The 20,582-nt window shown below is 65.9% G+C and carries 20 protein-coding genes; 12 read left to right on the forward strand and 8 right to left on the reverse strand.

The window, feature by feature from the left end:
• Positions 1 to 176 precede the first annotated feature (176 nt).
• Positions 177 to 1,319 (forward strand): DegT/DnrJ/EryC1/StrS family aminotransferase, encoded by a 1,143-nt coding sequence (locus F6X38_RS03370; RefSeq protein ID WP_150968135.1) that lies wholly within the window; start codon positions 177 to 179, stop codon positions 1,317 to 1,319.
• A 16-nt stretch (positions 1,320 to 1,335) separates the two neighbouring features.
• Here F6X38_RS03370 and F6X38_RS03375 read toward each other — a convergent pair whose 3' ends face one another.
• From F6X38_RS03375 to F6X38_RS03400, 6 genes are all read right to left on the reverse strand, one after another.
• Positions 1,336 to 2,970 carry an FGGY-family carbohydrate kinase gene (locus F6X38_RS03375; RefSeq protein ID WP_150968136.1) on the reverse strand — a complete coding sequence of 545 codons (1,635 nt, stop codon included), beginning with the start codon at positions 2,968 to 2,970 and terminating at the stop codon, positions 1,336 to 1,338.
• 116 nt (positions 2,971 to 3,086) lie between these two features.
• Positions 3,087 to 4,091 carry an ABC transporter ATP-binding protein gene (locus F6X38_RS03380; protein WP_150968137.1) on the reverse strand — a complete coding sequence of 335 codons (1,005 nt, stop codon included), beginning with the start codon at positions 4,089 to 4,091 and terminating at the stop codon, positions 3,087 to 3,089.
• A gap of 13 nt (positions 4,092 to 4,104) precedes the next feature.
• On the reverse strand, positions 4,105 to 4,932 hold the full coding sequence (locus F6X38_RS03385; RefSeq protein WP_150968138.1) for a carbohydrate ABC transporter permease: 828 nt from the start codon (positions 4,930 to 4,932) through the stop codon (positions 4,105 to 4,107).
• Positions 4,933 to 4,935: 3 nt separating this feature from the next.
• The gene (locus F6X38_RS03390) at positions 4,936 to 5,808 is read right to left on the reverse strand and encodes a carbohydrate ABC transporter permease (RefSeq protein WP_150968139.1); all 873 of its coding nucleotides are present in this window, start codon (positions 5,806 to 5,808) and stop codon (positions 4,936 to 4,938) included.
• A 199-nt stretch (positions 5,809 to 6,007) separates the two neighbouring features.
• Entirely contained in the window at positions 6,008 to 7,327 is a 1,320-nt protein-coding gene (locus F6X38_RS03395; RefSeq protein ID WP_150968140.1) for an ABC transporter substrate-binding protein, read from the reverse strand.
• Positions 7,328 to 7,434: 107 nt separating this feature from the next.
• Complete coding sequence (locus tag F6X38_RS03400) at positions 7,435 to 8,448, reverse strand: sugar-binding transcriptional regulator (protein ID WP_246191172.1); 1,014 nt, start codon at positions 8,446 to 8,448, stop codon at positions 7,435 to 7,437.
• A 234-nt stretch (positions 8,449 to 8,682) separates the two neighbouring features.
• Here F6X38_RS03400 and F6X38_RS03405 point away from each other — a divergent pair, with 234 nt between their 5' ends.
• From F6X38_RS03405 to F6X38_RS03420, 4 genes are all read left to right on the forward strand, one after another.
• The gene (locus tag F6X38_RS03405) at positions 8,683 to 10,077 is read left to right on the forward strand and encodes a circularly permuted type 2 ATP-grasp protein (RefSeq protein WP_150968357.1); all 1,395 of its coding nucleotides are present in this window, start codon (positions 8,683 to 8,685) and stop codon (positions 10,075 to 10,077) included.
• 3 nt (positions 10,078 to 10,080) lie between these two features.
• The gene (locus tag F6X38_RS03410; RefSeq protein ID WP_150968142.1) at positions 10,081 to 11,028 is read left to right on the forward strand and encodes an alpha-E domain-containing protein; all 948 of its coding nucleotides are present in this window, start codon (positions 10,081 to 10,083) and stop codon (positions 11,026 to 11,028) included.
• Positions 11,029 to 11,146: 118 nt separating this feature from the next.
• Positions 11,147 to 11,902 carry a proteasome-type protease gene (locus tag F6X38_RS03415; RefSeq protein ID WP_150968143.1) on the forward strand — a complete coding sequence of 252 codons (756 nt, stop codon included), beginning with the start codon at positions 11,147 to 11,149 and terminating at the stop codon, positions 11,900 to 11,902.
• Between the two features lie 76 nt (positions 11,903 to 11,978).
• Complete coding sequence (locus F6X38_RS03420; RefSeq protein WP_150968144.1) at positions 11,979 to 12,767, forward strand: GGDEF domain-containing protein; 789 nt, start codon at positions 11,979 to 11,981, stop codon at positions 12,765 to 12,767.
• On the opposite strand, the gene F6X38_RS03425 is transcribed toward F6X38_RS03420, so the two are convergent.
• Positions 12,764 to 13,126 carry a gamma-butyrobetaine hydroxylase family protein gene (locus F6X38_RS03425; RefSeq protein ID WP_150968145.1) on the reverse strand — a complete coding sequence of 121 codons (363 nt, stop codon included), beginning with the start codon at positions 13,124 to 13,126 and terminating at the stop codon, positions 12,764 to 12,766. The two genes, F6X38_RS03420 and F6X38_RS03425, sit on opposite strands and share 4 nt — an antisense overlap.
• Before the next feature lie 159 nt (positions 13,127 to 13,285).
• Between F6X38_RS03425 and moaA the strand changes: the two genes are divergently transcribed.
• From moaA to F6X38_RS03455, 6 genes are all read left to right on the forward strand, one after another.
• Positions 13,286 to 14,275, forward strand: coding sequence for a GTP 3',8-cyclase MoaA (gene moaA / locus F6X38_RS03430; protein ID WP_150968146.1), 990 nt, complete (start codon positions 13,286 to 13,288; stop codon positions 14,273 to 14,275).
• A 92-nt stretch (positions 14,276 to 14,367) separates the two neighbouring features.
• Positions 14,368 to 15,282: a DMT family transporter gene (locus tag F6X38_RS03435; protein WP_246191173.1), complete on the forward strand. Its 915-nt coding sequence runs from the start codon at positions 14,368 to 14,370 to the stop codon at positions 15,280 to 15,282.
• The gene (gene mobA, locus F6X38_RS03440) at positions 15,279 to 15,896 is read left to right on the forward strand and encodes a molybdenum cofactor guanylyltransferase (protein WP_150968147.1); all 618 of its coding nucleotides are present in this window, start codon (positions 15,279 to 15,281) and stop codon (positions 15,894 to 15,896) included. Before F6X38_RS03435 ends, mobA begins: the two co-directional genes overlap by 4 nt.
• A 108-nt stretch (positions 15,897 to 16,004) precedes the next feature.
• Positions 16,005 to 16,805 carry an ABC transporter substrate-binding protein gene (locus F6X38_RS03445; RefSeq protein WP_150968148.1) on the forward strand — a complete coding sequence of 267 codons (801 nt, stop codon included), beginning with the start codon at positions 16,005 to 16,007 and terminating at the stop codon, positions 16,803 to 16,805.
• A gap of 91 nt (positions 16,806 to 16,896) precedes the next feature.
• Complete coding sequence (locus F6X38_RS03450) at positions 16,897 to 17,607, forward strand: ABC transporter permease (RefSeq protein WP_150968149.1); 711 nt, start codon at positions 16,897 to 16,899, stop codon at positions 17,605 to 17,607.
• A complete protein-coding gene (locus F6X38_RS03455) occupies positions 17,604 to 18,410 on the forward strand; it encodes an ABC transporter permease (protein WP_150968150.1) in 807 nt (268 codons plus the stop codon). Before F6X38_RS03450 ends, F6X38_RS03455 begins: the two co-directional genes overlap by 4 nt.
• Before the next feature lie 22 nt (positions 18,411 to 18,432).
• On the opposite strand, the gene F6X38_RS03460 is transcribed toward F6X38_RS03455, so the two are convergent.
• Positions 18,433 to 18,918, reverse strand: a complete 486-nt coding sequence (locus F6X38_RS03460) for an Lrp/AsnC family transcriptional regulator (protein ID WP_150968151.1) — start codon at positions 18,916 to 18,918, stop codon at positions 18,433 to 18,435.
• Positions 18,919 to 19,068: 150 nt separating this feature from the next.
• On the opposite strand from F6X38_RS03460, the gene F6X38_RS03465 reads away from it, so the two are divergent.
• Entirely contained in the window at positions 19,069 to 20,574 is a 1,506-nt protein-coding gene (locus F6X38_RS03465; protein ID WP_150968152.1) for a sensor histidine kinase, read from the forward strand.
• The last annotated feature ends 8 nt before the right edge of the window (positions 20,575 to 20,582 follow it).

Below are 20,582 nucleotides of genomic sequence, written 5' to 3' on the forward strand. Positions count from 1 at the left end.
CTCACCGCCGTTCGGTGCGAGTGCTGCCTTCTGCGCGATCGGCGGTCAAGAGATCGGGCGTTCACGCCGCATCCGTCCGATGCCGAAAATCGTGACGCGACCGGCGCACCCTCCCCGTTTGAAAATTCGCGCGCGACGCGCTAGCCGCTTCGCCGGACGAACCGCTCGGATCCGCCATGCAGCAACCCATCGCCTTCATCGATCTCGGGCCGCAACGCGACCGCGTGCGCGAGCGGATCGAGGCGCGCTTCAAGCGCATCTTCGATACCGGCGCCTTCATCATGGGCCCGGACGTCGAGGAGCTGGAAACGGCCCTTTGCGAATTCGGCGGCATGCGCGAGACGATCTCCTGCGGCTCCGGCACCGATGCGCTGCTGCTGCCGCTGGCCGCCTGGGGCATCCGGCCGGGCGACGCGGTGTTCGTGCCGAGCTTCACGTTCGCTGCATCGGCGGAAGTGGTCGCGATGCTCGGCGCAACGCCGGTCTTCGTGGATTGCCTGCCGCACACCTTCAACCTCGATCTGGACAGCCTGCAGGCGGCGCTCGACGACGTGCGGCGAGAGGGCAAGCTGCGGCCGGCCTGCGTCATGCCGGTCGATCTGTTCGGACAGGCCGCCGACTACGAAAGCGTGCGGCGGATCGCCGACGCGCACGGGATGAAGGTGCTCTCGGACGCGGCACAGGGCTTCGGCGCGACGACGCAGGGACACATGGCCGGGCACTGGGCCGACGCGGTGGCGACGAGCTTCTACCCGGCAAAGCCGCTCGGCTGCTACGGCGACGGCGGGATGGTGCAGACGAACGACGCGGATCTCGCGGCGGTCATGCGCTCGCTGCGCGTCCACGGCTCCGGCGCCGATCGCTACGACAACGTCCGGATCGGCATGAACGCCCGCATGGATACGCTGCAGGCGGCGGTGGTGATCGAGAAGCTGCAGATTTTCCCGGACGAGATCGAGGCGCGGATGCGCATCGCGCGCCGCTATACCGCCGCGCTATCCGGCGCGGTGACGCCGCAGGCGCTGCCGAACGGCATGGTATCCACCTGGGCGCAGTATACGGTGCGCGTTCCGGACGGTCGCCGCGATGCGTTCATGACCGAGATGAAGCGGCAAGGCGTGCCGACCGTCATCTACTACGGCAAGCCGCTGCACCGGCAGTCCGCCTACCAGCATTTTCCGGCGGCCGGCGGCGACCTCCCCGTTTCCGATGAGCTGAGCCGGGAGGTCGTCAGCCTGCCGATGCACGCCTATCTCGACGAGGCGACGCAAAATCGCATCATCGAGGCGGTGCACGCCTCGATGAGGGCCGTTTCCTGAACCTGCCAGCTCGCGTTCAGCGGTCCTGCATGATCAGCCGAACCTCGCGCTCGGCGCGTTTCAGCACCTCGTAGGCTGCGAATTTCTTCGCATGGAAGTCGGCCATCGCGCCGGCGGCCGGCGCGATCTCCTCGCCGATCCGGCACATCGCGGCGGCCGCTTCCTTCAGGTTCGCATAAGTGCCGCCGGCCACCGCGCCGAGCATCGCGCCGCCGAGCAGGACCGGCTCCGGCGTCACCGGCAGCGCCACCTTCGAGCCGGTGGCATCGGCGAGGATGCGCCGCAGCAGCGCGCTGCGCGCCGCGCCGCCGCTGACGACCACCGTGTCGATCGCGATGCCCTTGGCGCGCGTCGCCTCCAAAATCTGGCGGGTGCCGTAGCAGAGGCCGCACAGAGCCGCGACGAACAGGCGCACGAGGCTGTCGGTGCTGGTCTGAAGCGTCAGGCCGGCGAGCACAGCCGTCGCCCTCGGATCGGCTTCGGGCGCGCGGTTGCCGAGGAACTCCGGCACGATCTGGATGCCTTCCGCCAGCCGCGCCGCCTCCTCGACCGAGCCGGCGAGCGCGACCGCGCGCCGCTCCAGAAAGTCGAGCACGGACGCGCCTTCCGCGGCGGCCGCATCGCGCGCGGCCGGAAAGGCCGGATGCATCGCGACGACGTAGTCGAGCGCCGCGCCGTAGGCCGACTGCCCACCTTCGAGCAGCCAGTAACCCGGCAGCATCGCCCCGTGATATGGCCCCCATACGCCGTCGACGAAGGCCGCGTCGCGGGTGAGCGCCATCGCGCAGGACGAGGTGCCCATGATCATCGCGAGTTCGCCGGACGGGTCTTCGGCATGGCCGTTCGGCCGGCTGGCGCCGAGCGTGCCGACGCCGCCGGAATGGGCGTCGATCAGCGACGCGCCGACCGGCACGCCTGGCGGCAGCCCGAGTTCGTCCGCCGCCTGCTGCGTCAGTCCCTGCCCGAGCGGCGTCGCGATATCGACGATCTCCGTGCCGATGCGCTCGAAGCCCTCGTCGGCGAGTTCGCCGAGGCCGATGGTGCGGAAGTAGTCGGCGTCCCAGCGGCCCTCGTGCGCGAGGTACGTCCACTTGCAGGTCACGGTGCAGACCGAGCGCTGCAGGCTACCCGTCGCGCGCCACGACAGGAAATCGGCGAGGTCGAAGAAGTGTCCCGCCGCGGCGAACGTCTCGGGCCGATGCTCCTTCAACCAGAGCAGCTTCGGCGTCTCCATCTCCGGCGAGATGGCGCCGCCGACATATTTCAGGACGGGATGGCCGGTCGCGTTGATCCGGCGCGTCTGGTCGATGGCGCGATGGTCCATCCAGACCACGACATCGCGCTCGGCATCCTCCGACGGACCGACGGCGAGCGGGCGCCCTTGGGGATCGAGAACGACGAGCGAGCAGGTGGCATCGAAGCCCATGCCGCGCACGGCGCGCGGCTCGGCCCCGGAAAGTTGCATCGCCTCGCGCACCGAAGCGACGATGGCCGCCCAAATGTCGGCGGAGGACTGCTCGACGATCGAGCCATCCTCGCGCCAGATGCGGATCGGCCGCTTCGCGGTTCCGAGCAGGTTGCCGCCCGCGTCGAACACGCCGGCGCGGGCGCTGCCGGTGCCGACATCGACGCCGATGAACACGCTATCCATGGAACCTCCCGAGTTCTGCTCGAGAAGTCAGGTAGCGGTTTTTCAGCGGCTGCGAAACGGCGACCGCATCCGGAAATGCGGTCGCAGGCTCACGAGGGATCGTACAGCCGGCAGCCTCAGGCCGCGAGAGCCGATCCGGCCTGATCGAAACGATGGATGCGGTTCGTTTCCGGCGTGAGATAGACCGGATCGCCATGGCTTACGCGGTAATCGCCGAGGCCGCGCGCCGTCACCTGCTCGCCGTTGTCGAGCTTGACGTGGACGAAGGTATCCGAGCCGAGATGCTCCGACACGCCGGCCGTGCCCTTCAGCTCGCCGCCATCCTTCGAGATGGCGAGGTGCTCCGGCCGGACGCCGATCGTGTTGGCGCGGTACTTCTCCGCCGCGGCGCCGCTGAGGAAGTTCATCTTCGGCGAGCCGATGAAGCCGGCGACGAAGAGGTTCCGCGGATTCTCGTAAAGCTCCAGCGGCGAGCCGACCTGCTCGACGTTGCCGCGGTTGAGAACCACGATCTTGTCGGCCATCGTCATCGCCTCGACCTGGTCGTGCGTGACATAGATCATCGTCGTCTTGAGCTGCGCGTGCAGTTCGGAAATCTCGAGGCGCATGTTGACGCGCAGCGCCGCATCGAGGTTCGACAACGGCTCGTCGAACAGGAAGCCCTTCGGCGAGCGCACGATGGCACGGCCGATGGCGACGCGCTGGCGCTGGCCGCCGGAAAGCTCGCGCGGCTTCCTGTGGAGATAATCGGTGAGGTTCAGCGTCCCCGCCGCACCCTTCACCTTCTTGTCGATCGTCTCCTTGCTCTCGCCCGCCATCTTCAGCGGGAAGGCGATGTTCTGCTCCACCGTCATGTGCGGATAGAGCGCGTAGCTCTGGAACACCATCGCGAGCTGCCGACCGGCCGGCGGAACGTTGGTCACGTCCTTGCCGTCGATCGAGATCGTACCCCCCGATACGTCCTCCAGGCCGGCGATCAGCCGCAAGAGCGTGGACTTGCCGCAGCCGGACGGCCCGACGAACACGACGAACTCGCCGTGCTGGATGTCCAGATTGATGTTCGGAATGATGTTGGCGTCGCCGAACCGCTTCTGAACGTCCTTGAGGTTGATGGAAGCCATCGAGTTTTCCTCCTTACTTGACGGCGCCGAAGGTCAGGCCGCGCACCAACTGCTTCTGCGAGAACCAACCTATGATGAGAATCGGGGCGATGGCCAGCGTCGAAGCCGCCGAGAGCTTCGCGTAGAACAGACCCTGCGGACTGGAGAACGACGCGATGAAGGCGGTGAGCGGCGCGGCGTTCGTGGTGGTGAGGTAGAGCGTCCAGAACGCCTCGTTCCAGGCAAGGATGACGTTGAGAAGGATGGTCGAGGCGATGCCGGGGACCGCCATCGGCGCGAGCACCTTGAAGAGCTCCTGCCGAAGGTTCGCCCCGTCCATGCGCGACGCCTCGAGGATCTCGCCCGGGATCTCCTTAAAGTAGGTGTAGAGCATCCACACCACGATCGGCAGGTTGATCACGAACAGGACGACGATCAGGCCGATGCGGCTGTCCAGCAGGCCGAACCGCACGAACAGGAGGTAGATCGGAACGAGCGCGCCGACCGCCGGCATCATCTTGGTCGACAGCATCCAGAGCAGCACGTCCTTCGTCCGCTTCGTCGGCGAGAAGGCCATCGCCCACGCCGCCGGGATGGCGAAGATCAAGCCGAGCAGCGTCGAGCCGAGCGAGAGGTAGACCGAATTCATCAGGAACGCGAAGTAGTTCCGCTGTTCCTGGATCGCGACGTAGTTCTCTCCGGTCCAGGTGAAGCCGAGGAACTTCGAGGGGTCGATCGCATCGTTCTCCGTCTTGAACGACGTCAGGATCGTCCAGAGGATCGGAAAGAAGATCAGGAAGCCGACGGCCCATGCCAGGATCGTCATCCCGGTCTTCCATTGCGGTGTTACGCGGCGCGCCATGGCTCAGGCCTCCAGGTTCTTGCCGACGAGGCGGACGAGAAAGAACGCGACGATGTTGGCGAGCACCACCGCCACGATCCCGCCGGCGGACGCGGTGCCGACGTCACCGCTCTGCTGGATGAGATTCGCGACGAGGAACGGGATGTTGGTGGATTGGGCGCCCGGTCCGCCGCCGGTGGTGACGAATATCTCCGCGTAGACCGACAGGAGGAAGATCGTCTGGATCAGGATGACGACCGTGATCGCGCGCTTCATGTGCGGCAGCGTGATGTACCAGAAGATCGAGAGCGCCCCGGCGCCGTCCATCTCCGCCGCCTCCTTCTGGTCCTCGGCGAGCGACTGCAGCGAGGTGAGGAGGATCAGCGTCGAGAAGGGCAGCCATTGCCAGGCGACGATGATGACGACCGACAGCAGCGGCGCGGTGGTGAGCCAGTCGATCGCGCCGATCCCGACCGAGTTCAGAACGTAGCCGATCACCCCGTAGACCGGGTTCATCATCATGTTCTTCCACACGAGCGCAGCGACCGTGGGCATGACGAAGAATGGGGCCAGGACCAGCAGCCGTACGACCGTCTGGCCGTAGAATTCCTGATCCATCAGGAGTGCGACGAGAATGCCGCCCAGAATGGTGATCAGCAGGACACCGCCGACCAGAAGCAGCGTATTCTTGAACGATTCGAGGAACGTCGGATCGCTGAGAAAGTACGTGTAGTTCTCGAAGCCGATAAACGGCGCGTCGATAGGATTGTAGAGGCTGTAGTTGAGCGTCGAGAAGTAGAGGGTCAGGACGAGCGGAACGATCATCCACGCGAAAAGCGCGATCACCGACGGCGCCAACATCGCGCGTGCGGCGGACTTCGTATGAGTTGTCGCCATTGAAATCATCCGACTTCAGGCCGCGCGCTCTCCCCTGGGGCGGCCGAACACCAGTCTTCGGGTCGGACGCGGCGGCCTCCCGTCGCGGCGATCTGCTTCGAGGATCGACGTATGACCGCCGCGGAACCGCGTCGGATGGTGCTCCCCTCCCTTCGAAACCCGGCCGGCGCGAAGGCGCCGGCCGGGTTCGTTCATGCGGCTACTTGATGTAGCCGGCGCGGGTCATCTCGCGCGTCGCCTGGCTCTGCGCGGCCTTCAGCGCCTGATCGACGGTCGCCGAACCCGACAGGGCCGCCGCCATTTGCTGCCCGACCGCGGTGCCGAGACCCTGGAATTCCGGGATCGCGGCGAACTGCAGGCCGACATAGGGCTTGTCGCCCGATGCGGACGGATCGGCGTTGTTGATCGAGTCGATCGTCTGCTGCGCGAAAGGCGCGGCCTTCAGGTAGTCGGCGTTCTTGTAGAGCGACTGACGCGTGCCCGGAGGAACGTTCGACAGGCCCTTCTCCTTCGCCACGAGGTCGATATACGCCTTCGAGGTCGCCCAGGAGATGAACTGCTCCGCCGCTTCCTTCTTCTGCGAGGATGCGGGGATCGCGAGCGACCAAGCCCAGAGCCAGTTGGCGCCCTGATTCGGGCAGTTCTCGGTGCCGCAGGGAGCCGGCGCGAAGCCGACCTTGTCCGGAACCTGGCTCTGCTTCGGGTCGGTGACGAAGGAAGCCGCGACGGTGGCGTCCATCCACATGCCGCACTTGCCCTGGCCGAACAGCGACAGGTTCTCGTTGAAGCCGTTCGAGGCGGCGCCCGGAGGACCGTACTTGGTCATCAGGTCGACGTAGAGGGTGACGGCCTTCTTCCAGCCTTCCGACTCGAACTGGGGCTTCCAGGAAGCGTCGAAGTAGTTCGACCCGAACTCGCGCGCCATATTGCCGAGGAAGGCCATGTTCTCGCCCCAGCCCGGCTTGCCGCGCAGGCAGATGCCGTAGACGCCCGCCGACTTGTCGGTCATCTTCTCGGCGGCCTGGGCGATGAAGTCCCAGGTCGGCTTCTCGGGCATCTTGAGACCAGCCTTCTCGAGCAGGTCCTTGCGATACATCGTCATGACGCTTTCGGCGTAGAACGGCGCGGCGTAGAGCTTGCCGTCGGTCGAGAGCGCGTTCTTGATCGGCGGCAGCAGGTCGTCGGCGTCGTAGTCCGAGCCGAGGTTGTCGAGCGGCGACAGCCACGCCTGCTTCGACCAGATCGGAACCTCGTAGGTGCCGATGGTCATGATGTCGAACTGGCCGCCCTTGGTGGCGATGTCCGTCGTAACCCGCTGGCGGAGAACGTTCTCCTCGAGCGTCACCCAGTTCACCTGGATGTCCGGGTGCTGCTTGGTGAATTCGCCCGTCAGGCTCTGCATGACGATCATGTCGTTGTTGTTGACGGTGCCGATCGTCAGCGTGGTCGACTGCGCCTGCGCAGCCGCCGTCAGCGCGAGAAGCGACAGCGCGCCCATCGCGGTTTGCATTACTTTCATTCCTAGCCTCCCAGCCCCATTGATGAGCAAATGATCAGTGGTAGGGCAAATTCTCACCGCCGAATTTCCCTGTCAAACGAATCTCGTACCGCAGCGCAGCAAATCGTTCATCGCACCCCCATCGCATGGTCGGCTTTCCACGCAGTCCCGGCTTTGCGGGTCGCCGGATTGCGCAGGAGCACGTCGGCGGTCGCCTCATCGGTGATGAGACCGTTGGCCAAGCGGCCCTTCAGCGCCGCGCGGATGCCGGGCGCCTTCAGCGGTCCCATGCCGACGACGATCACCTCGGTGTTCGCCGTATCGGGGATCGGCGCGCTGGCGACCCGTTCGTTGTAGGCGCAGGGAATGATTCGGCCGTCGCGGTCGAAGGCCCAGCCGACGATCTCGCCGACCGCACCGAGCGCATCCAGTTCGTCGCGATCCTCCGCCGTGATGAAGTTGTCGGCGACGAGCGGAGCGTTGGCGCCCAGCTCGCCGAGCCCGACGAAGGTCACCTCCGCGACGGCGGCGAGTTTCAGCGTCGACTGCACCACCTTCTGCTCGTGCAGGAGCGCGCGCTCCTCCGCGCTCGACACCACGACCGGCAGCGACATCGGGTAGTGCCGCGCCTGCACCACGTCGGCCATGGTGAAGATCGTGTTGTAGACCGAAACGGCCCCGTCGAGCGCGATGTTGCCGGTGAGAGAAACGATCCGGTGCTGGCTCGCGACCATCGCCGGCAACCGCTCCACGGCGGCCTTCAGGGTGCGGCCGGTGCCGATCGCGATGACGAGCGGGTCCGGCTGGCGCAGACGCCGTTCCATTTCCGCGGCGCAGGCTTCCGCGACGCCGAGCGTCGTCGAGGCCGATTCGGGATCGCTCGGCACCACCGTGCAGTGCCGGAGGCCGTAGCGGTCCTTCAGCGCCAGCGCCGCTTCGAGGCAGGTCGCGATGGGGTGGTCGATGCGGACCTTAACTAGGCCGGCCGACATCGACAGCGACACGAGCCGCTGTGCCGATTGCCGGGAAATGCCGAGCTTCGAGGCGATCTGGTCCTGCGTGTTGCCCGCGACGTAGTAGAGCCAGCCCGCGCGGGCGGCATCGTCCAATCGCGTCAGATCCTCTCCCCGAACCTTGGGCAACGTCGGTCTCTCCCCGCCGGAATGATTACGGCGAGATCGGCGGACTCGGCAACCACCACCGCGAAACAATCGGCGGATTTCGCCGCTTCCCATCGGTGCTGTGCGGAAGGCCGCCCCGCGGCGAAGACCCTGCCGAACAAACGGGCACACGGATACGCTTGCTTTTCGCGCGGGCAGCTTCTTCTCTGTCCGGGCGGGAAGAAGGAGCGTGCCTAGGTGAAACCCTTCGACGAGATGCTGGTCGCCGACAGCGGGGTGAGGTCGCCCTACGAGCGCTTCCACGGCTGGTTCCGGCAGCAGGATCCCGAATCGCTCGTCGAGAAAGCCGGCGAGGCCGAAGGTTTCTTCCGCCGCACCGGCATCACCTTCGCGGTCTACGGTCAGGCCGATGCGTCGGAGCGGCTCATCCCCTTCGATCTGGTGCCGCGCATCATCGCCGGCCGCGAATGGGAGCGGCTCGCCGAAGGCATCGAGCAGCGCGTGCGGGCGCTGAACGCCTTTCTGCACGACATCTACCACGACCAGGAGATCGTCCGTGCCGGCAAGGTGCCGCGATCGCTGATCGAAGGGAACGAGGCCTTCCTGCCGCAGATGGCCGGCTTCTCGCCGCCGGGCGGCGTCTACACCCACATCATCGGTGTCGATCTCGTGCGGGTCGGCGAGGACGAGTTCTTCGTGCTCGAAGACAATGCACGCACGCCGTCCGGCGTCTCGTACATGATCGAGAACCGGGAAACGATGATGCAGATGTTCCCGGAGCTCTTCGCGCAGAACCGAGTGCGACCGGTGGAAACCTATCCGCGGCACCTCCGCCGCTCGCTCGAAGCCGTTGCGCCACCGGCTTGCAACGGCGACCCGGTGATTGCGGTCCTCACCCCCGGCATCCACAACTCGGCCTTCTACGAACACGCCTTCCTTGCAGACCAGATGGGCGTCGAACTGGTGGAGGGGCAGGACCTGAAGCTGGCGGACGGGCGTATCGCCATGCGCACGACGGAAGGCTTCAAGCCGATCGACGTCCTCTATCGCCGCGTCGACGACGCCTTCCTGGACCCCCTCGCCTTCCGCCCGGACAGCATGCTCGGCGTTCCCGGCATCATGGACGTCTACCGGAACGGCGGCATCACGCTCGCCAACGCGCCGGGCACCGGCATCGCTGACGACAAGGCGATCTACTCCTACATGCCGGACATCGTGGAGTTCTACACCGGCGAGAAGGCGAAGCTCGCGAACGTTCCGACGTTCCGCTGCGCCGAGCCGGACAGCCTCGCCTACGTGCTGGACCGCCTCGGCGAACTCGTCGTCAAGGAAGTGCACGGCTCCGGCGGCTACGGCATGCTCGTCGGCCCGACCGCGACGAGGGACGAGCGGGAGCTGTTCGCGGCCAAGCTGAAGGAGAACCCCGGCAACTACATCGCCCAGCCGACGCTGGCGCTTTCGACAGTCCCTATTCTCGTGGAGAAGGGATTGGCACCCCGACACGTCGATCTTCGCCCCTTCGTGCTCGTCTCGGACGAGGTGAAGATCATTCCGGGCGGGCTGACCCGCGTCGCGCTGAAGGAGGGATCGCTCGTCGTGAATTCGAGCCAGGGCGGCGGGACGAAGGATACCTGGGTGCTGGAGGACTGATCGATGGCACTCCTCGGACGCACCGCCCAAGGCCTCTTCTGGATGCAGCGCTACATCGAGCGAGCCGAGAACATGGCCCGCCTGATGGATGCCGGGCTGCGCCTGTCGCTGACCAATCTCGTTTCCGACGGCGACGAGTGGCATTCGGTGCTGACCAGCGCCGGCGTCGAGCAGCTCTACCGCGCGAAATACCCGGACTTCGATCCGCACAACATCATCTCGTTCCTGCTGAGCGACCTCGACAATCCGTCGAGCATCCTGTCGTCGATCGAGACGGCGCGCACCAACGGGCGCATGGTCCGCACGGCGCTGACGCGCGACGTGTGGGAAGCGTTGAACGAGGGCTGGATGGTGCTGAAGCGCCGGTTGCAGATGCCGCTGCGCGACGGACAGCTTCCGACCGTGCTCGAGATGGTGAAGAAGCACACCTCCAACATGCGCGGCGCGTTCTACGGCACGATGCTGCGCAACGAGATCTTCGACTTCTGCAACCTCGGCACCTTCGTGGAACGGGCCGACAACACGGCCCGCATCCTCGACGTGAAGTACTGGCTGCTCCTGCCCGAGCACTCCTCGGTCGGATCGTCCTTCGACAACCTGCAGTGGGGCTCGATCCTGCGCTCGGTCTCGGCGCACCGCTCGTACACCTGGGTCTACAACGCCGAGTACCGGCCGATCGACATCATCGATTTCCTGATCTTCAACAAGCGGATGCCTCGCTCGCTGGCCTATTGCTACAAGTGCATCGCCGATAGCCTCGACTACCTGAACGAGGCCTATGGCACGCGTCACGATTGTCACGCGACGGCGGACGCGATCCGCGGCGACCTGATGGACGGAAACGTCAGGACCGTCATCGAGCGCGGCCTCCACGAATTCCTCACCGGCTTCATCGCCGATCACAACCGCATGGCGATCGAGATCGCGCGGAGCTATCGCTTCTACGCTTGAGAGATCGTGCCGTCCGGAACGGTTCCGGCCCTTGTCCGCGCGGCGTATCCTTCGTTAAGCGTTCGCCGACGGCTGCCGGATCGGGAAGCGCGGACCGGCCGTCTGGAGGATGCGCCCCATGACGTACTGCGTCGGACTGCTCGTCGACCGAGGTCTGGTGTTCATGTCCGATACGAGGACGAATGCCGGCGTCGACAACATCTCGGTGGTCTCGAAGATGCATACGTTCGAGGTGCCGGGCGAGCGCTTCCTGTGCCTCCTTTCCGCCGGCAACCTCGCGACCACGCAATCGACGATCTCGCTCCTCAAGCAGCGCGAGGTCGAGCCGGACAAGCGCAAGCCGCCCATCCTCAGCCAGCCGTCGATGTTCGCCACCGCCAAGCTCGTCGGCGATACGTTGAAGGAGGTCATCGCCCGCTCGAAGCCGACGGGCAGCGAATCGTCCGAGCCGCGCTTCACGGGCTCGTTCATCCTGGGCGGCCAGATCAAGGGCGGCCGCCCGCGCCTGTTCATGGTCTATCCGGAAGGCAACTTCATCGAGGCCGGCGCCGACAATCCGTTCTTCCAGATCGGCGAGCACAAGTACGGCCGCCCGATCATCATCCGGACCTACGACCCGAAGATGGAACTGGCCGACGTCGCCAAGCTGCTCGTGGTCTCGTTCGACTCGACGATCCGTTCCAATCTTTCGGTCGGCCTGCCGATCGACATGCAGTTCTACGAGGCGGGCCACCTGACGGCGGGTTACCGCCATCGCTTCGACCACCGCGACGCCTATTACCGGCAGGTTTCGGAAGGCTGGTCGGAAGCGTTGAAGACGGCGTTCGACCGCCTGCCGCCATTCGAGTTCACCTCGACCGAGCGAGCGGGATAACCCCGTCCCGATCGTCAGCCTTAAGCGCATCGAAAGCTATTCGGGTTAGCTTCCCTGAAAAAGGTGGGAAGCGTCCATGGGGGAAGAGGCGGCACAGGAATCGCGGGGCAAGCGCGATGCCTGGAAGCTCGTGTCGATCAACGTCGCCGGCGTGACGCTCTGCGTCCTGGTATCGCTGGCGTTCAATGCCGTGCTGTTCTGGCACTCGGACGCCGCCGTCTTCGCCAAGGGGATGATCTCGGCGGTCGCGCTGCCGCTCCTGCTCGGCATCCCGCTGTTTCTCTACCTCTCGCTGCAGATGCGCAATCTGTCGAAGTTGAATGCCCACCTGACCGATTCCGCGGCTCGCGACGGGCTGACGCGCTTGCTGAACCGCGGCGCCTTCGTCTCGCAGGTGACCGCCAAGCTCGCCGAGATGGAGCAGCTCGACGCGCCGCGCGGCGCACTCCTCGTGATCGACGCGGATTTCTTCAAGCTGATCAACGACCGCCACGGCCACGCGAAAGGCGACGAGGCGCTGTGTCAGATCGCGGCCGCGATCGGCCGGCTGACGCGTGGCGGCGACCTTGCGGGTCGTCTGGGCGGCGAAGAGTTCGCCGTGTTCCTCTACGGATCCAGTCCGACCGCCGCGCGTGCCGCCGCCGAGCGGCTGCGGAGCACGGTCGAGGGGATCGAGCTCTTCTCGGGCGAGGAACGCGTTTCCCTCACGATCAGCGTCGGCGCGGTGCATTTCCGTGAGGTTCTGCCGTTCAGCACCTTCTACCAGCTCGCCGACCGCATGCTCTACGAAGCCAAGGGTAACGGCCGGAACCGCGTGGAATTCGAGCATCTTAGCGCGGATGCGTCGGTGGAGGTCGCCGCCTAACGGTCCCGCGACAGACCCTTCGCCGCGAGGTCGGCTAGGTAGCCTTCCCACCGCTCGCCCTGCCGCCGCCCGAGTTCGGCCAGGAAAACCCAAGTGAAGATGCCCGTATCGTGCCCGTCGTCGAAGACGATCCGGACCGCGTAGTGGCCGGTCGGGACGAGGTCGGCGATCGCGACCTGACGCTTTCCACTCACCGTCACGCGCTGTTCCGGCGAATGTCCCTGTACCTCCGCCGAGGGCGAGACCACCCGCAGAAGCTCGGCCGGAAACACGTCGGTCGCATCGTCGGCATAGCGGACGGTAAGCTGGCGGCGATCCTTCGAAACCCGAAGTTCGCGCGGTGCGGCCTCTGCGCTCATGCTGTCGATTCCTGTTTTGCCGACTGACGCCCCGGCTTGACCCTGCCGGTGCGCCCTTCCACATTCCGGCGCATGGATAATGCCCTCATCGAGCGACCGGAAGACGTCAGCGCGACGGACGCTCCTTCATCGTTCCGCAGCATGCCTTCGACAGGACGGATGATCGATCCGTTCGGCCGCCGGATCACCTATCTGCGCGTCTCGGTAACGGACCGGTGCGACTTTCGCTGCGTCTACTGCATGGCGGAGAACATGACGTTCCTGCCGAAGAACGATCTTCTGACCCTGGAGGAGCTGGACCGCCTGGCCAGCGCCTTCGTCGCGAAGGGCGTTCGCAAGCTACGGCTGACCGGCGGCGAACCGTTGGTGCGCCGCAACGTGATGAGCCTCGTTCGCTCGCTGTCGCGGCATCTGGCGAGCGGCGCGCTGGAGGAGCTCACGCTGACCACCAACGGCTCGCAGCTCGGGCGCTTCGCGGCCGAACTCGCCGACTGCGGCGTCGAGCGCATCAACGTGTCCATCGACACGCTCGACCGCGACAAGTTCCGGGCGATCACGCGGCGCGGCGACCTCGATCAGGTTCTGGCCGGCATCCGGGCCGCGCAGGACGCCGGCCTGCGGATCAAGCTCAACGCCGTCGCGCTGAAGGGCGTCAACGACCGGGAAATCCCGGAGATGGTGCGCTGGGCGCACGGCGAGGGCATGGAGCTGACGCTCATCGAGACCATGCCGCTCGGCGAGATCGAGGAGGATCGGACGGATCGTTACCTGCCGCTCACCGAGGTCCGCCGCGATCTCGAAAGCCGCATGACGCTGCGCGACGTGCCGTTCCGCACCGGCGGCCCGGCGCGCTACGTCACCGTGGCGGAGACCGGCGGGCGGCTCGGCTTCATCACCCCGATGACGCACAACTTCTGCGAAAGCTGCAATCGCGTGCGGGTCACCTGCACCGGGACGCTCTTCATGTGTCTCGGCCAGGAGGATGCGGTGGACTTGCGCGCGCCGCTGCGCGCCTCTCCGGACGACGCGCTGCTGATGCGGGCCATCGACGGCGCGATCGCGCATAAGCCGAAAGGGCACGACTTCATCATCGATCGCGCGACACGGCAGCCCGCCGTTTCCCGTCACATGAGCATGACAGGCGGTTAAGAGAAGCGAACGGGCCGGCGCGACTGCGGGATCGTATTCCGCGCCTCTGAGAGATATGAAGACGCGACCCGCAGCAGCCTCCGCTTTCCGTATTGTCGACCCTTTCGCTCTCGGCCGTTTCTGGCAACACCCGCGCCTGTCTTTTCATGATCGGCGCGATGGCGGCCTTCGCGGTGAACGACGCGTGCACCAAGCTCGCGATCGCGGACGTTCCGGCACCGCAGATCATGGCGCTGCGCGGCGTGATGGCGACCGTCCTCCTCGTCGCGCTCGCCGGCATTCGAGGCGCGCTGCGCCAGCCGCACCGGCTCGTGCAGCCGGTGCTGGCCTTCCGCACCGTGGCCGATATCCTGGCGACGATCACCTACGTCGCCGCTCTCCGCTACATGCCCATCGCCAACGCTTCCGCGATCTTTCAGGCCTTGCCGCTGGTCGTGACGCTCGGCGCGGCGCTGTTTCTGGCGGAGCCGGTCGGCTGGCGGCGCTGGACGGCCATATCGATCGGCTTCGTCGGCGTGGTGGTGATCGTGCGGCCCGGAACCGAGGGCTTCTCGGTATTCTCCCTCCTCATTCTCGCATCCGTCCTGTGCTCGGCGGCGCGCGACCTCGCGACCCGCCGCATGCCGGCCGACATCCCGTCCTTCGCGGTCTCCGCCGTTACCTCCGCGTCGGTGATGCTTGCCGGCTTCCTGCTCGTGCCGTTCTGGGGCTGGTCGCCGGTGCGATCCGCCGACCTTCTCATCTTCGCGGTCGCATCCGTGATGCTCGCGCTCGGCTACATCTGCATCGTCGAAGCGATGCGCAGCGGCGACATGGGTTTCGTCGCGCCGTTCCGCTACACGATCCTGCTCTTCGCGATCGTTCTCGGCTTCGCGATCTTCGGCGACGTTCCGGACGCGACGACGCTCGTCGGCTCGGCGATCGTTATCGGCAGCGGGGCCTACTCTCTCTACCGCGAGCGGATGCGTGGCCGGCGTCCGAAGCTCGCGCCGGCCTCCACGCATTGACCGCGCCGCGCATCGCCGGTCTGGTACTGGCCGGCGGCCGCGGCTCGCGGCTCGGCGCGGCGGTCCCGAAGCCTATGGTCGAGATCGGCGGGCGGCCGATGATCGCCCATGTGCTCGACCGCTTCCCGCCAGCTGTTTCGCCGATCCTGATCGGGGTTAACGACAGGGAGGCTTTCGCCCCCCTCCCTTACCCGATCGTCCGGGATCGGATCGATGGCCATCCCGGCCCCCTCGCCGCCCTTGACGCTGCGACGCATTGGTTGCGCGAGCGACGCGACGCGGCGACTCACCTCATATGCCTGCCAGGCGATACGCCTTTCCTGCCGGCCGATGTCTGCGCTCGGCTGGCAGACGATCCGGGCCGTCGCCCCCGCATCGCGAGGTGCGGCGGGCGACTGCATCCGACGGTCGCCCTCTGGCCGCTGGCCTGCCTCGAAGACCTCCGGACTCACATCGAAGCGAGCGGGAACCTCTCCGTCGTCGCATTCGCCGAAAGAACCGGATTCGACGCTGTCGACTTCGATGCGTCCACCGCGGTCGATCCGTTCTTCAACGTCAACACCCCGGACGACCTGATCCTCGCCCGGGCAACGTTCGACGCGTTAGGAATATGATATCGCCGCAGTTGCGCTTTTCGCAAAAACCGGCTGTTTATCGCCTCTGAATGAGGCATGCATTTTATTGCATCGATTTTTCGCATGCCTTCGGCAGTGGAGAGAAGCATGAGCATCAAGCGGGTTCTCGGAGCGGCCGTCGCGGCCATCGGCATCCTCGCGGCCGGAGCCGGCGCGGCGAGCGCCGACGATTCGGGCAAGGACTGGTCGACGATCAGGATCGGCTCGGAAGGCGCCTATCCGCCGTTCAACATCCTGTCGCCCTCGGGCGAGTTGGAAGGATTCGACATCGACATCGCAAAGGCCCTCTGCGACCAGATGAAGGCGAAATGCACCTTCGTCGCGCAGGATTGGGACGGCGCGATCCCCGCCTTGCAGAACGGTAAGTTCGACGCCTTCGTGGCGTCCATGTCGATCACCGAGGAACGGCTCAAGCAGATCGACTTCACCAACAAGTACTACAACACGCCCGGCGCCGTCGCGGTCGCCAAGGACAGCGACATCAAAGATACGTCGGCCGCTTCGCTCGAAGGCAAGACCATCGGCGTGCAGGGATCGACGACGCACGCGCAGGCGGTGACGAAGTACTTCCCCGGCGCGGAAGAGAAGGTCTACCCGACTTCGGAGGAGTACAAGCTCGACATGGCGAATGGCCGTCTCGACGCCGTTTCCGACGACATCGTCGTGCTTTCGCAATGGCTGGAAACCCCGGACGGGGCCTGCTGCAAGATTCTCGGCACGTTGCCGCCGGACGAATCGATCTACGGCAAGGGTGCCGGCATCGGCATTCGCAAAGGCGACGCCAAGCTGAAGAAGATGTTCGACGACGCTATCGTCGCCATCCGCCAGAACGGCACCTACAAGAAGATCCAAGACAAGTACTTCAAGTTCGACGTCTACGGCGGCTGACGCCTCCGTTCGGGCCGGCGCGTGTCGCGTCGGCCCGTCCGCGTTCCGACCGGCGATGCCGACCTGCCCTCCGTGAGTGCCCCGACGCGTGATGCCGAACAGCCTGACCCTTATCGGCTTCGGCCCGAACGGATGGGGGTTGTCGATCCTCGGCGGCGTGCTCGTGACGATCGCCCTGACGATCGCCACCCTGCCGCTCGGCTTGGCCTTCGGCTTCCTCCTGGCGCTCGGCAAGCAGTCGTCCGACCGCTACATGCGCCTTTCCTCGGACATCTACACCACGATCTTTCGCGGATTGCCGGAACTGGTGACGCTGTTCCTGGTCTATTTCGGCGCACAGCGGCTCCTCAATGCCGCGACGGATGCACTTGGCATTGCGAACCTGGAGATATCGCCGTTCCTGTCCGGCATGATCGCGCTCGGCTTCGTGTTCTCGGCCTATGCGAGCGAGGTGTTCCTTTCCGCCTTCCGCGCGATCCCGATCGGGCAGCGGGAGGGTGCGGCGGCACTCGGGCTGCACCGCTTCCAGGCGATGCGCCTCGTCGTTTGGCCGCAGCTCATCCGGCTCGCCCTACCCGGCCTCTCGAACCTCTACATGAACCTCATCAAGGACACGTCGCTGGTTTCCGTGGTGGGGCTCGCCGACACGATGCGGCAGACGGGCGTCGCGGCCCGCGTGACGCGTGAGCCGTTCCTGTTCTTCGCGGTGGCGGTCGCGATCTACCTCGTGCTGACCATCCTTTCCTCCGTCGCCATCGGCCGGATCGAGGCTTGGACGCAGCGCGGCGAGGCTGCCCGATGAGCGCGCTCGCGCCTCCCGCCCCGCCGCGCCCGCGGCCGCGGCCGAGGATCGCCGGCATCATCGTGCTCGGCCTCTGGCTGCTCCTCGGCCTCGGCCTCGTCTGGACGCTGATCCAGGCTTACGATCCCGAGTTGATGGCTCGCTACGCGCCGCTCTACATGAGCGGCCTGAGGACGACGATCACGCTCGTGCTGATCTCGTTCGTCGTCGGCGCGATCCTCTCGATCCCGATCGCGCTGGGGCGGACATCCGCCAACGGCCTCGCTCGCGGTCTCACCTTCTCCTACGTCTACTTCTTTCGCGGCACGCCGCTGATCGCGCAGATCTTCCTCGTCTACTACGGCATCGGCCAGTTCCGCGGCGCGTTCGAGACGGTCGGGCTCTGGTGGTTCTTCCGCGATGCCTGGTACTGCGCACTGTTCTCGCTGTCGCTGAACACGGCCGCCTACCAGGCCGAGATTTTGCGCGGCTCGATCATGAGCGTGCCGAGGGGGCAGTGGGAGGGGGCGCGATCGCTCGGCCTGCCCGGCTACGTCACCTTCTCGCGCGTCATCCTGCCTCAGGCGATGATCGTCGCGCTGCGGCCCTACGCCAACGAGATCATCCTGATGGTCAAGGCGTCGGCGATCGTCGCGATCATCACAGTGCTCGACCTGTTTGGCGAGACGCGCCGGGCCTATTCACGGACCTTCGATTTCCAGACCTATCTCTGGGCCGCGGTGCTCTACCTCGCGATCGTCGAGATCCTCCGCCACGCGACGAACTTCGCCGAGCGCCGCCTCATCCGCCACCTGAAACGCTGAGCGCGGCCGCAGCTTCCCCGCCCTACCCCTCGCGCGGCTCCTTCTCGAGGACGAGGTAATCCAGCGGCAATTCGGTCGTGTACTTGATCTGCTCCATCGCGAAGGACGACGACACGTCGCGGATCTCGATGCGCGCGATGAGCCGCTTGTAGAAGGCGTCGTAGGCGGCGATGTCGGGCACGACGACGCGGAGCAGGTAGTCCACCTCGCCGCTCATCCGATAGAACTCGACCACCTCCGGGAAGTCGCCGACCACCTCCGAGAAGCGCCGCAGCCATTCGGTCGAGTGCGAGTTCGTGCGGATCGCGACGAAGACGGTGACGCCGAGATTGACGCGCGTCGGGTCGAGCACCGCGACACGGCGGCGAATCACACCGTCCTCCTCCAGCTTCTGGATGCGTCGCCAGCACGGCGTGGTCGACAGGCCGACGCGCTTGGCGACGTCGGCCACCGCCAGCGTCGCATCCTCCTGCAGGAGCCGCAGGATCTTCTTGTCCAGCCGATCCATCGAAGCCTTCCGCGATCCCGAGCTGCATGCGAGGGTCTCGGCGACAGGGCCGGCCCGAACTTTTGAGAGCTTCTTAAGCCAAATTTTTAAGCTTGGCGAAAGACAATGCGGCCAACGGCACTTCGCCGCCGGAGCCCATTCCCGAAACGCATGACCGCCGCCGCAACATCCGATCTCCAGAAGAGCGCGGCGTATCGCCAACCCGACTCGCGGCGCACCGACCTCGCGCGAACGCTTCGCATCGCGCGGGACCGGCTGCAGTCGCCGACGGGTCTCGCCGCGCCGTTCGGCGCCGAACTCCTGGCCCTGCACGTGCAGGCGCAGCAGACGGCGGCCGCCGTCATGCCGCTGCCGATCATGCTGACCGCCTTCGGCCTTTCGGCCTTCACCGATACGCTGAACGCGCTGCTCTGGATGGCGACGGCGCTGTTCGGCTTCGCCGTGCAGTTCGCGGTCCGGCGCCGCTTCGAGAGCGTGCCGGCGGATTCGGTCGACCGGAAACGCTGGACGATGCTGTTCCAGGGCGGCCATTTCGCCAGCGGCATCGCCTGGGCCTATCTAGCCGCCTTCGGCTGCGAAGCCTGCGGTCCGCTGCGATTCGAGATTTTCCAGTTCGCGGTGCTGTTCCTCGCCATCGCCCTCACCGCGATGGTGTCGTGGACGATGCGGCACGTCGTGGCGGTGACCTTCATGCCGGCGAGCGCGATCCTGTTCTGGAAGCTCACCGGCACATCGGACCCTGTCGCGGGCGCGATGTACGCCATGCTGATCGGCGCCGTGCCATTCTTCTCGGTCGTCGCCGCGAAACTCCGCCAAAACACCGTCGAGCGCATGAAGTACCGCGCGGAGAAGGACGAGCTCATCGCGGAACTCGATACTGCCCGCGTCATCTCGGACGAGGCGCGGCGGCGCGCCGAGGAAGCGAACCTCGCCAAGTCGCGTTTCCTCGCGACCATGAGCCACGAGCTCCGCACTCCGCTGAACGCGATTCTCGGGTTCTCGGAGGTGATCTCCAGCGAGATCCTCGGTCCGATCGGCAATGCCTCCTACAAGGAGTATGTCAACGACATCCACTCGTCGGGTCAGCATCTTCTCGGCCTGATCAACGAGATCCTCGACCTCTCCCGCGTCGAAGCCGGGCGCTACGATATGCACGAAGAGGCCGTCGCTCTCGTCGCGGTCACGCGAGACTGCATCGGCTACGTCAAGCTGAAGAGCGAGACCAAGGGCATCCGCCTGAAGGTGCAGGTCGAAAAGAACCTGCCGCAGCTCTGGGCGGACGAGCGGGCGGTGCGCCAGATCATCCTGAACCTCCTGTCCAATGCGGTGAAGTTCACGCCGAGCGGCGGCACGATCACCGTCCGCGTCGGCTGGACGGCGGGCGGCGGGCAATACGTTTCGGTTAAGGACACCGGCCCCGGCATTCCGGAAGAAGAGATGCCGGTCGTGCTCTCGAACTTCGGCCAGGGCTCGACCGCCATCAAGGCGGCCGAACAGGGCACGGGACTCGGCCTGCCGATCGTCCGGGCGCTGCTGCACCTGCATGAAGGCGACTTCGTGCTGACGTCGAAGCTCCGAGAAGGAACCGAGGCGGTCGCGGTGTTCCCGCATTCGCGCGTGCTGGAAGTCATGCCGGCCTTCAACGACTTCGACTGAGGGAGCTT

Source organism: Plantimonas leprariae (genome assembly GCF_008802405.1).
Classification (GTDB): Bacteria; Pseudomonadota; Alphaproteobacteria; order Rhizobiales; family Rhizobiaceae; genus Plantimonas; species Plantimonas leprariae.

What these genes read in the sequence shown, in the direction of transcription:
- F6X38_RS03370 (WP_150968135.1), top strand. Translation starts at nt 177, where the DNA reads ATGCAGCAACCCATCGCCTTCATCGATCTCGGGCCGCAACGCGACCGC.
- F6X38_RS03375 (WP_150968136.1), bottom strand. Translation starts at nt 2,970, where the DNA reads ATGGATAGCGTGTTCATCGGCGTCGATGTCGGCACCGGCAGCGCCCGC.
- F6X38_RS03380 (WP_150968137.1), bottom strand. Translation starts at nt 4,091, where the DNA reads ATGGCTTCCATCAACCTCAAGGACGTTCAGAAGCGGTTCGGCGACGCC.
- F6X38_RS03385 (WP_150968138.1), bottom strand. Translation starts at nt 4,932, where the DNA reads ATGGCGCGCCGCGTAACACCGCAATGGAAGACCGGGATGACGATCCTG.
- F6X38_RS03390 (WP_150968139.1), bottom strand. Translation starts at nt 5,808, where the DNA reads ATGGCGACAACTCATACGAAGTCCGCCGCACGCGCGATGTTGGCGCCG.
- F6X38_RS03395 (WP_150968140.1), bottom strand. Translation starts at nt 7,327, where the DNA reads ATGAAAGTAATGCAAACCGCGATGGGCGCGCTGTCGCTTCTCGCGCTG.
- F6X38_RS03405 (WP_150968357.1), top strand. Translation starts at nt 8,683, where the DNA reads ATGCTGGTCGCCGACAGCGGGGTGAGGTCGCCCTACGAGCGCTTCCAC.
- F6X38_RS03410 (WP_150968142.1), top strand. Translation starts at nt 10,081, where the DNA reads ATGGCACTCCTCGGACGCACCGCCCAAGGCCTCTTCTGGATGCAGCGC.
- F6X38_RS03415 (WP_150968143.1), top strand. Translation starts at nt 11,147, where the DNA reads ATGACGTACTGCGTCGGACTGCTCGTCGACCGAGGTCTGGTGTTCATG.
- F6X38_RS03420 (WP_150968144.1), top strand. Translation starts at nt 11,979, where the DNA reads ATGGGGGAAGAGGCGGCACAGGAATCGCGGGGCAAGCGCGATGCCTGG.
- F6X38_RS03425 (WP_150968145.1), bottom strand. Translation starts at nt 13,126, where the DNA reads ATGAGCGCAGAGGCCGCACCGCGCGAACTTCGGGTTTCGAAGGATCGC.
- moaA (WP_150968146.1), top strand. Translation starts at nt 13,286, where the DNA reads ATGATCGATCCGTTCGGCCGCCGGATCACCTATCTGCGCGTCTCGGTA.
- F6X38_RS03445 (WP_150968148.1), top strand. Translation starts at nt 16,005, where the DNA reads ATGAGCATCAAGCGGGTTCTCGGAGCGGCCGTCGCGGCCATCGGCATC.
- F6X38_RS03450 (WP_150968149.1), top strand. Translation starts at nt 16,897, where the DNA reads ATGCCGAACAGCCTGACCCTTATCGGCTTCGGCCCGAACGGATGGGGG.
- F6X38_RS03455 (WP_150968150.1), top strand. Translation starts at nt 17,604, where the DNA reads ATGAGCGCGCTCGCGCCTCCCGCCCCGCCGCGCCCGCGGCCGCGGCCG.
- F6X38_RS03460 (WP_150968151.1), bottom strand. Translation starts at nt 18,918, where the DNA reads ATGGATCGGCTGGACAAGAAGATCCTGCGGCTCCTGCAGGAGGATGCG.
- F6X38_RS03465 (WP_150968152.1), top strand. Translation starts at nt 19,069, where the DNA reads ATGACCGCCGCCGCAACATCCGATCTCCAGAAGAGCGCGGCGTATCGC.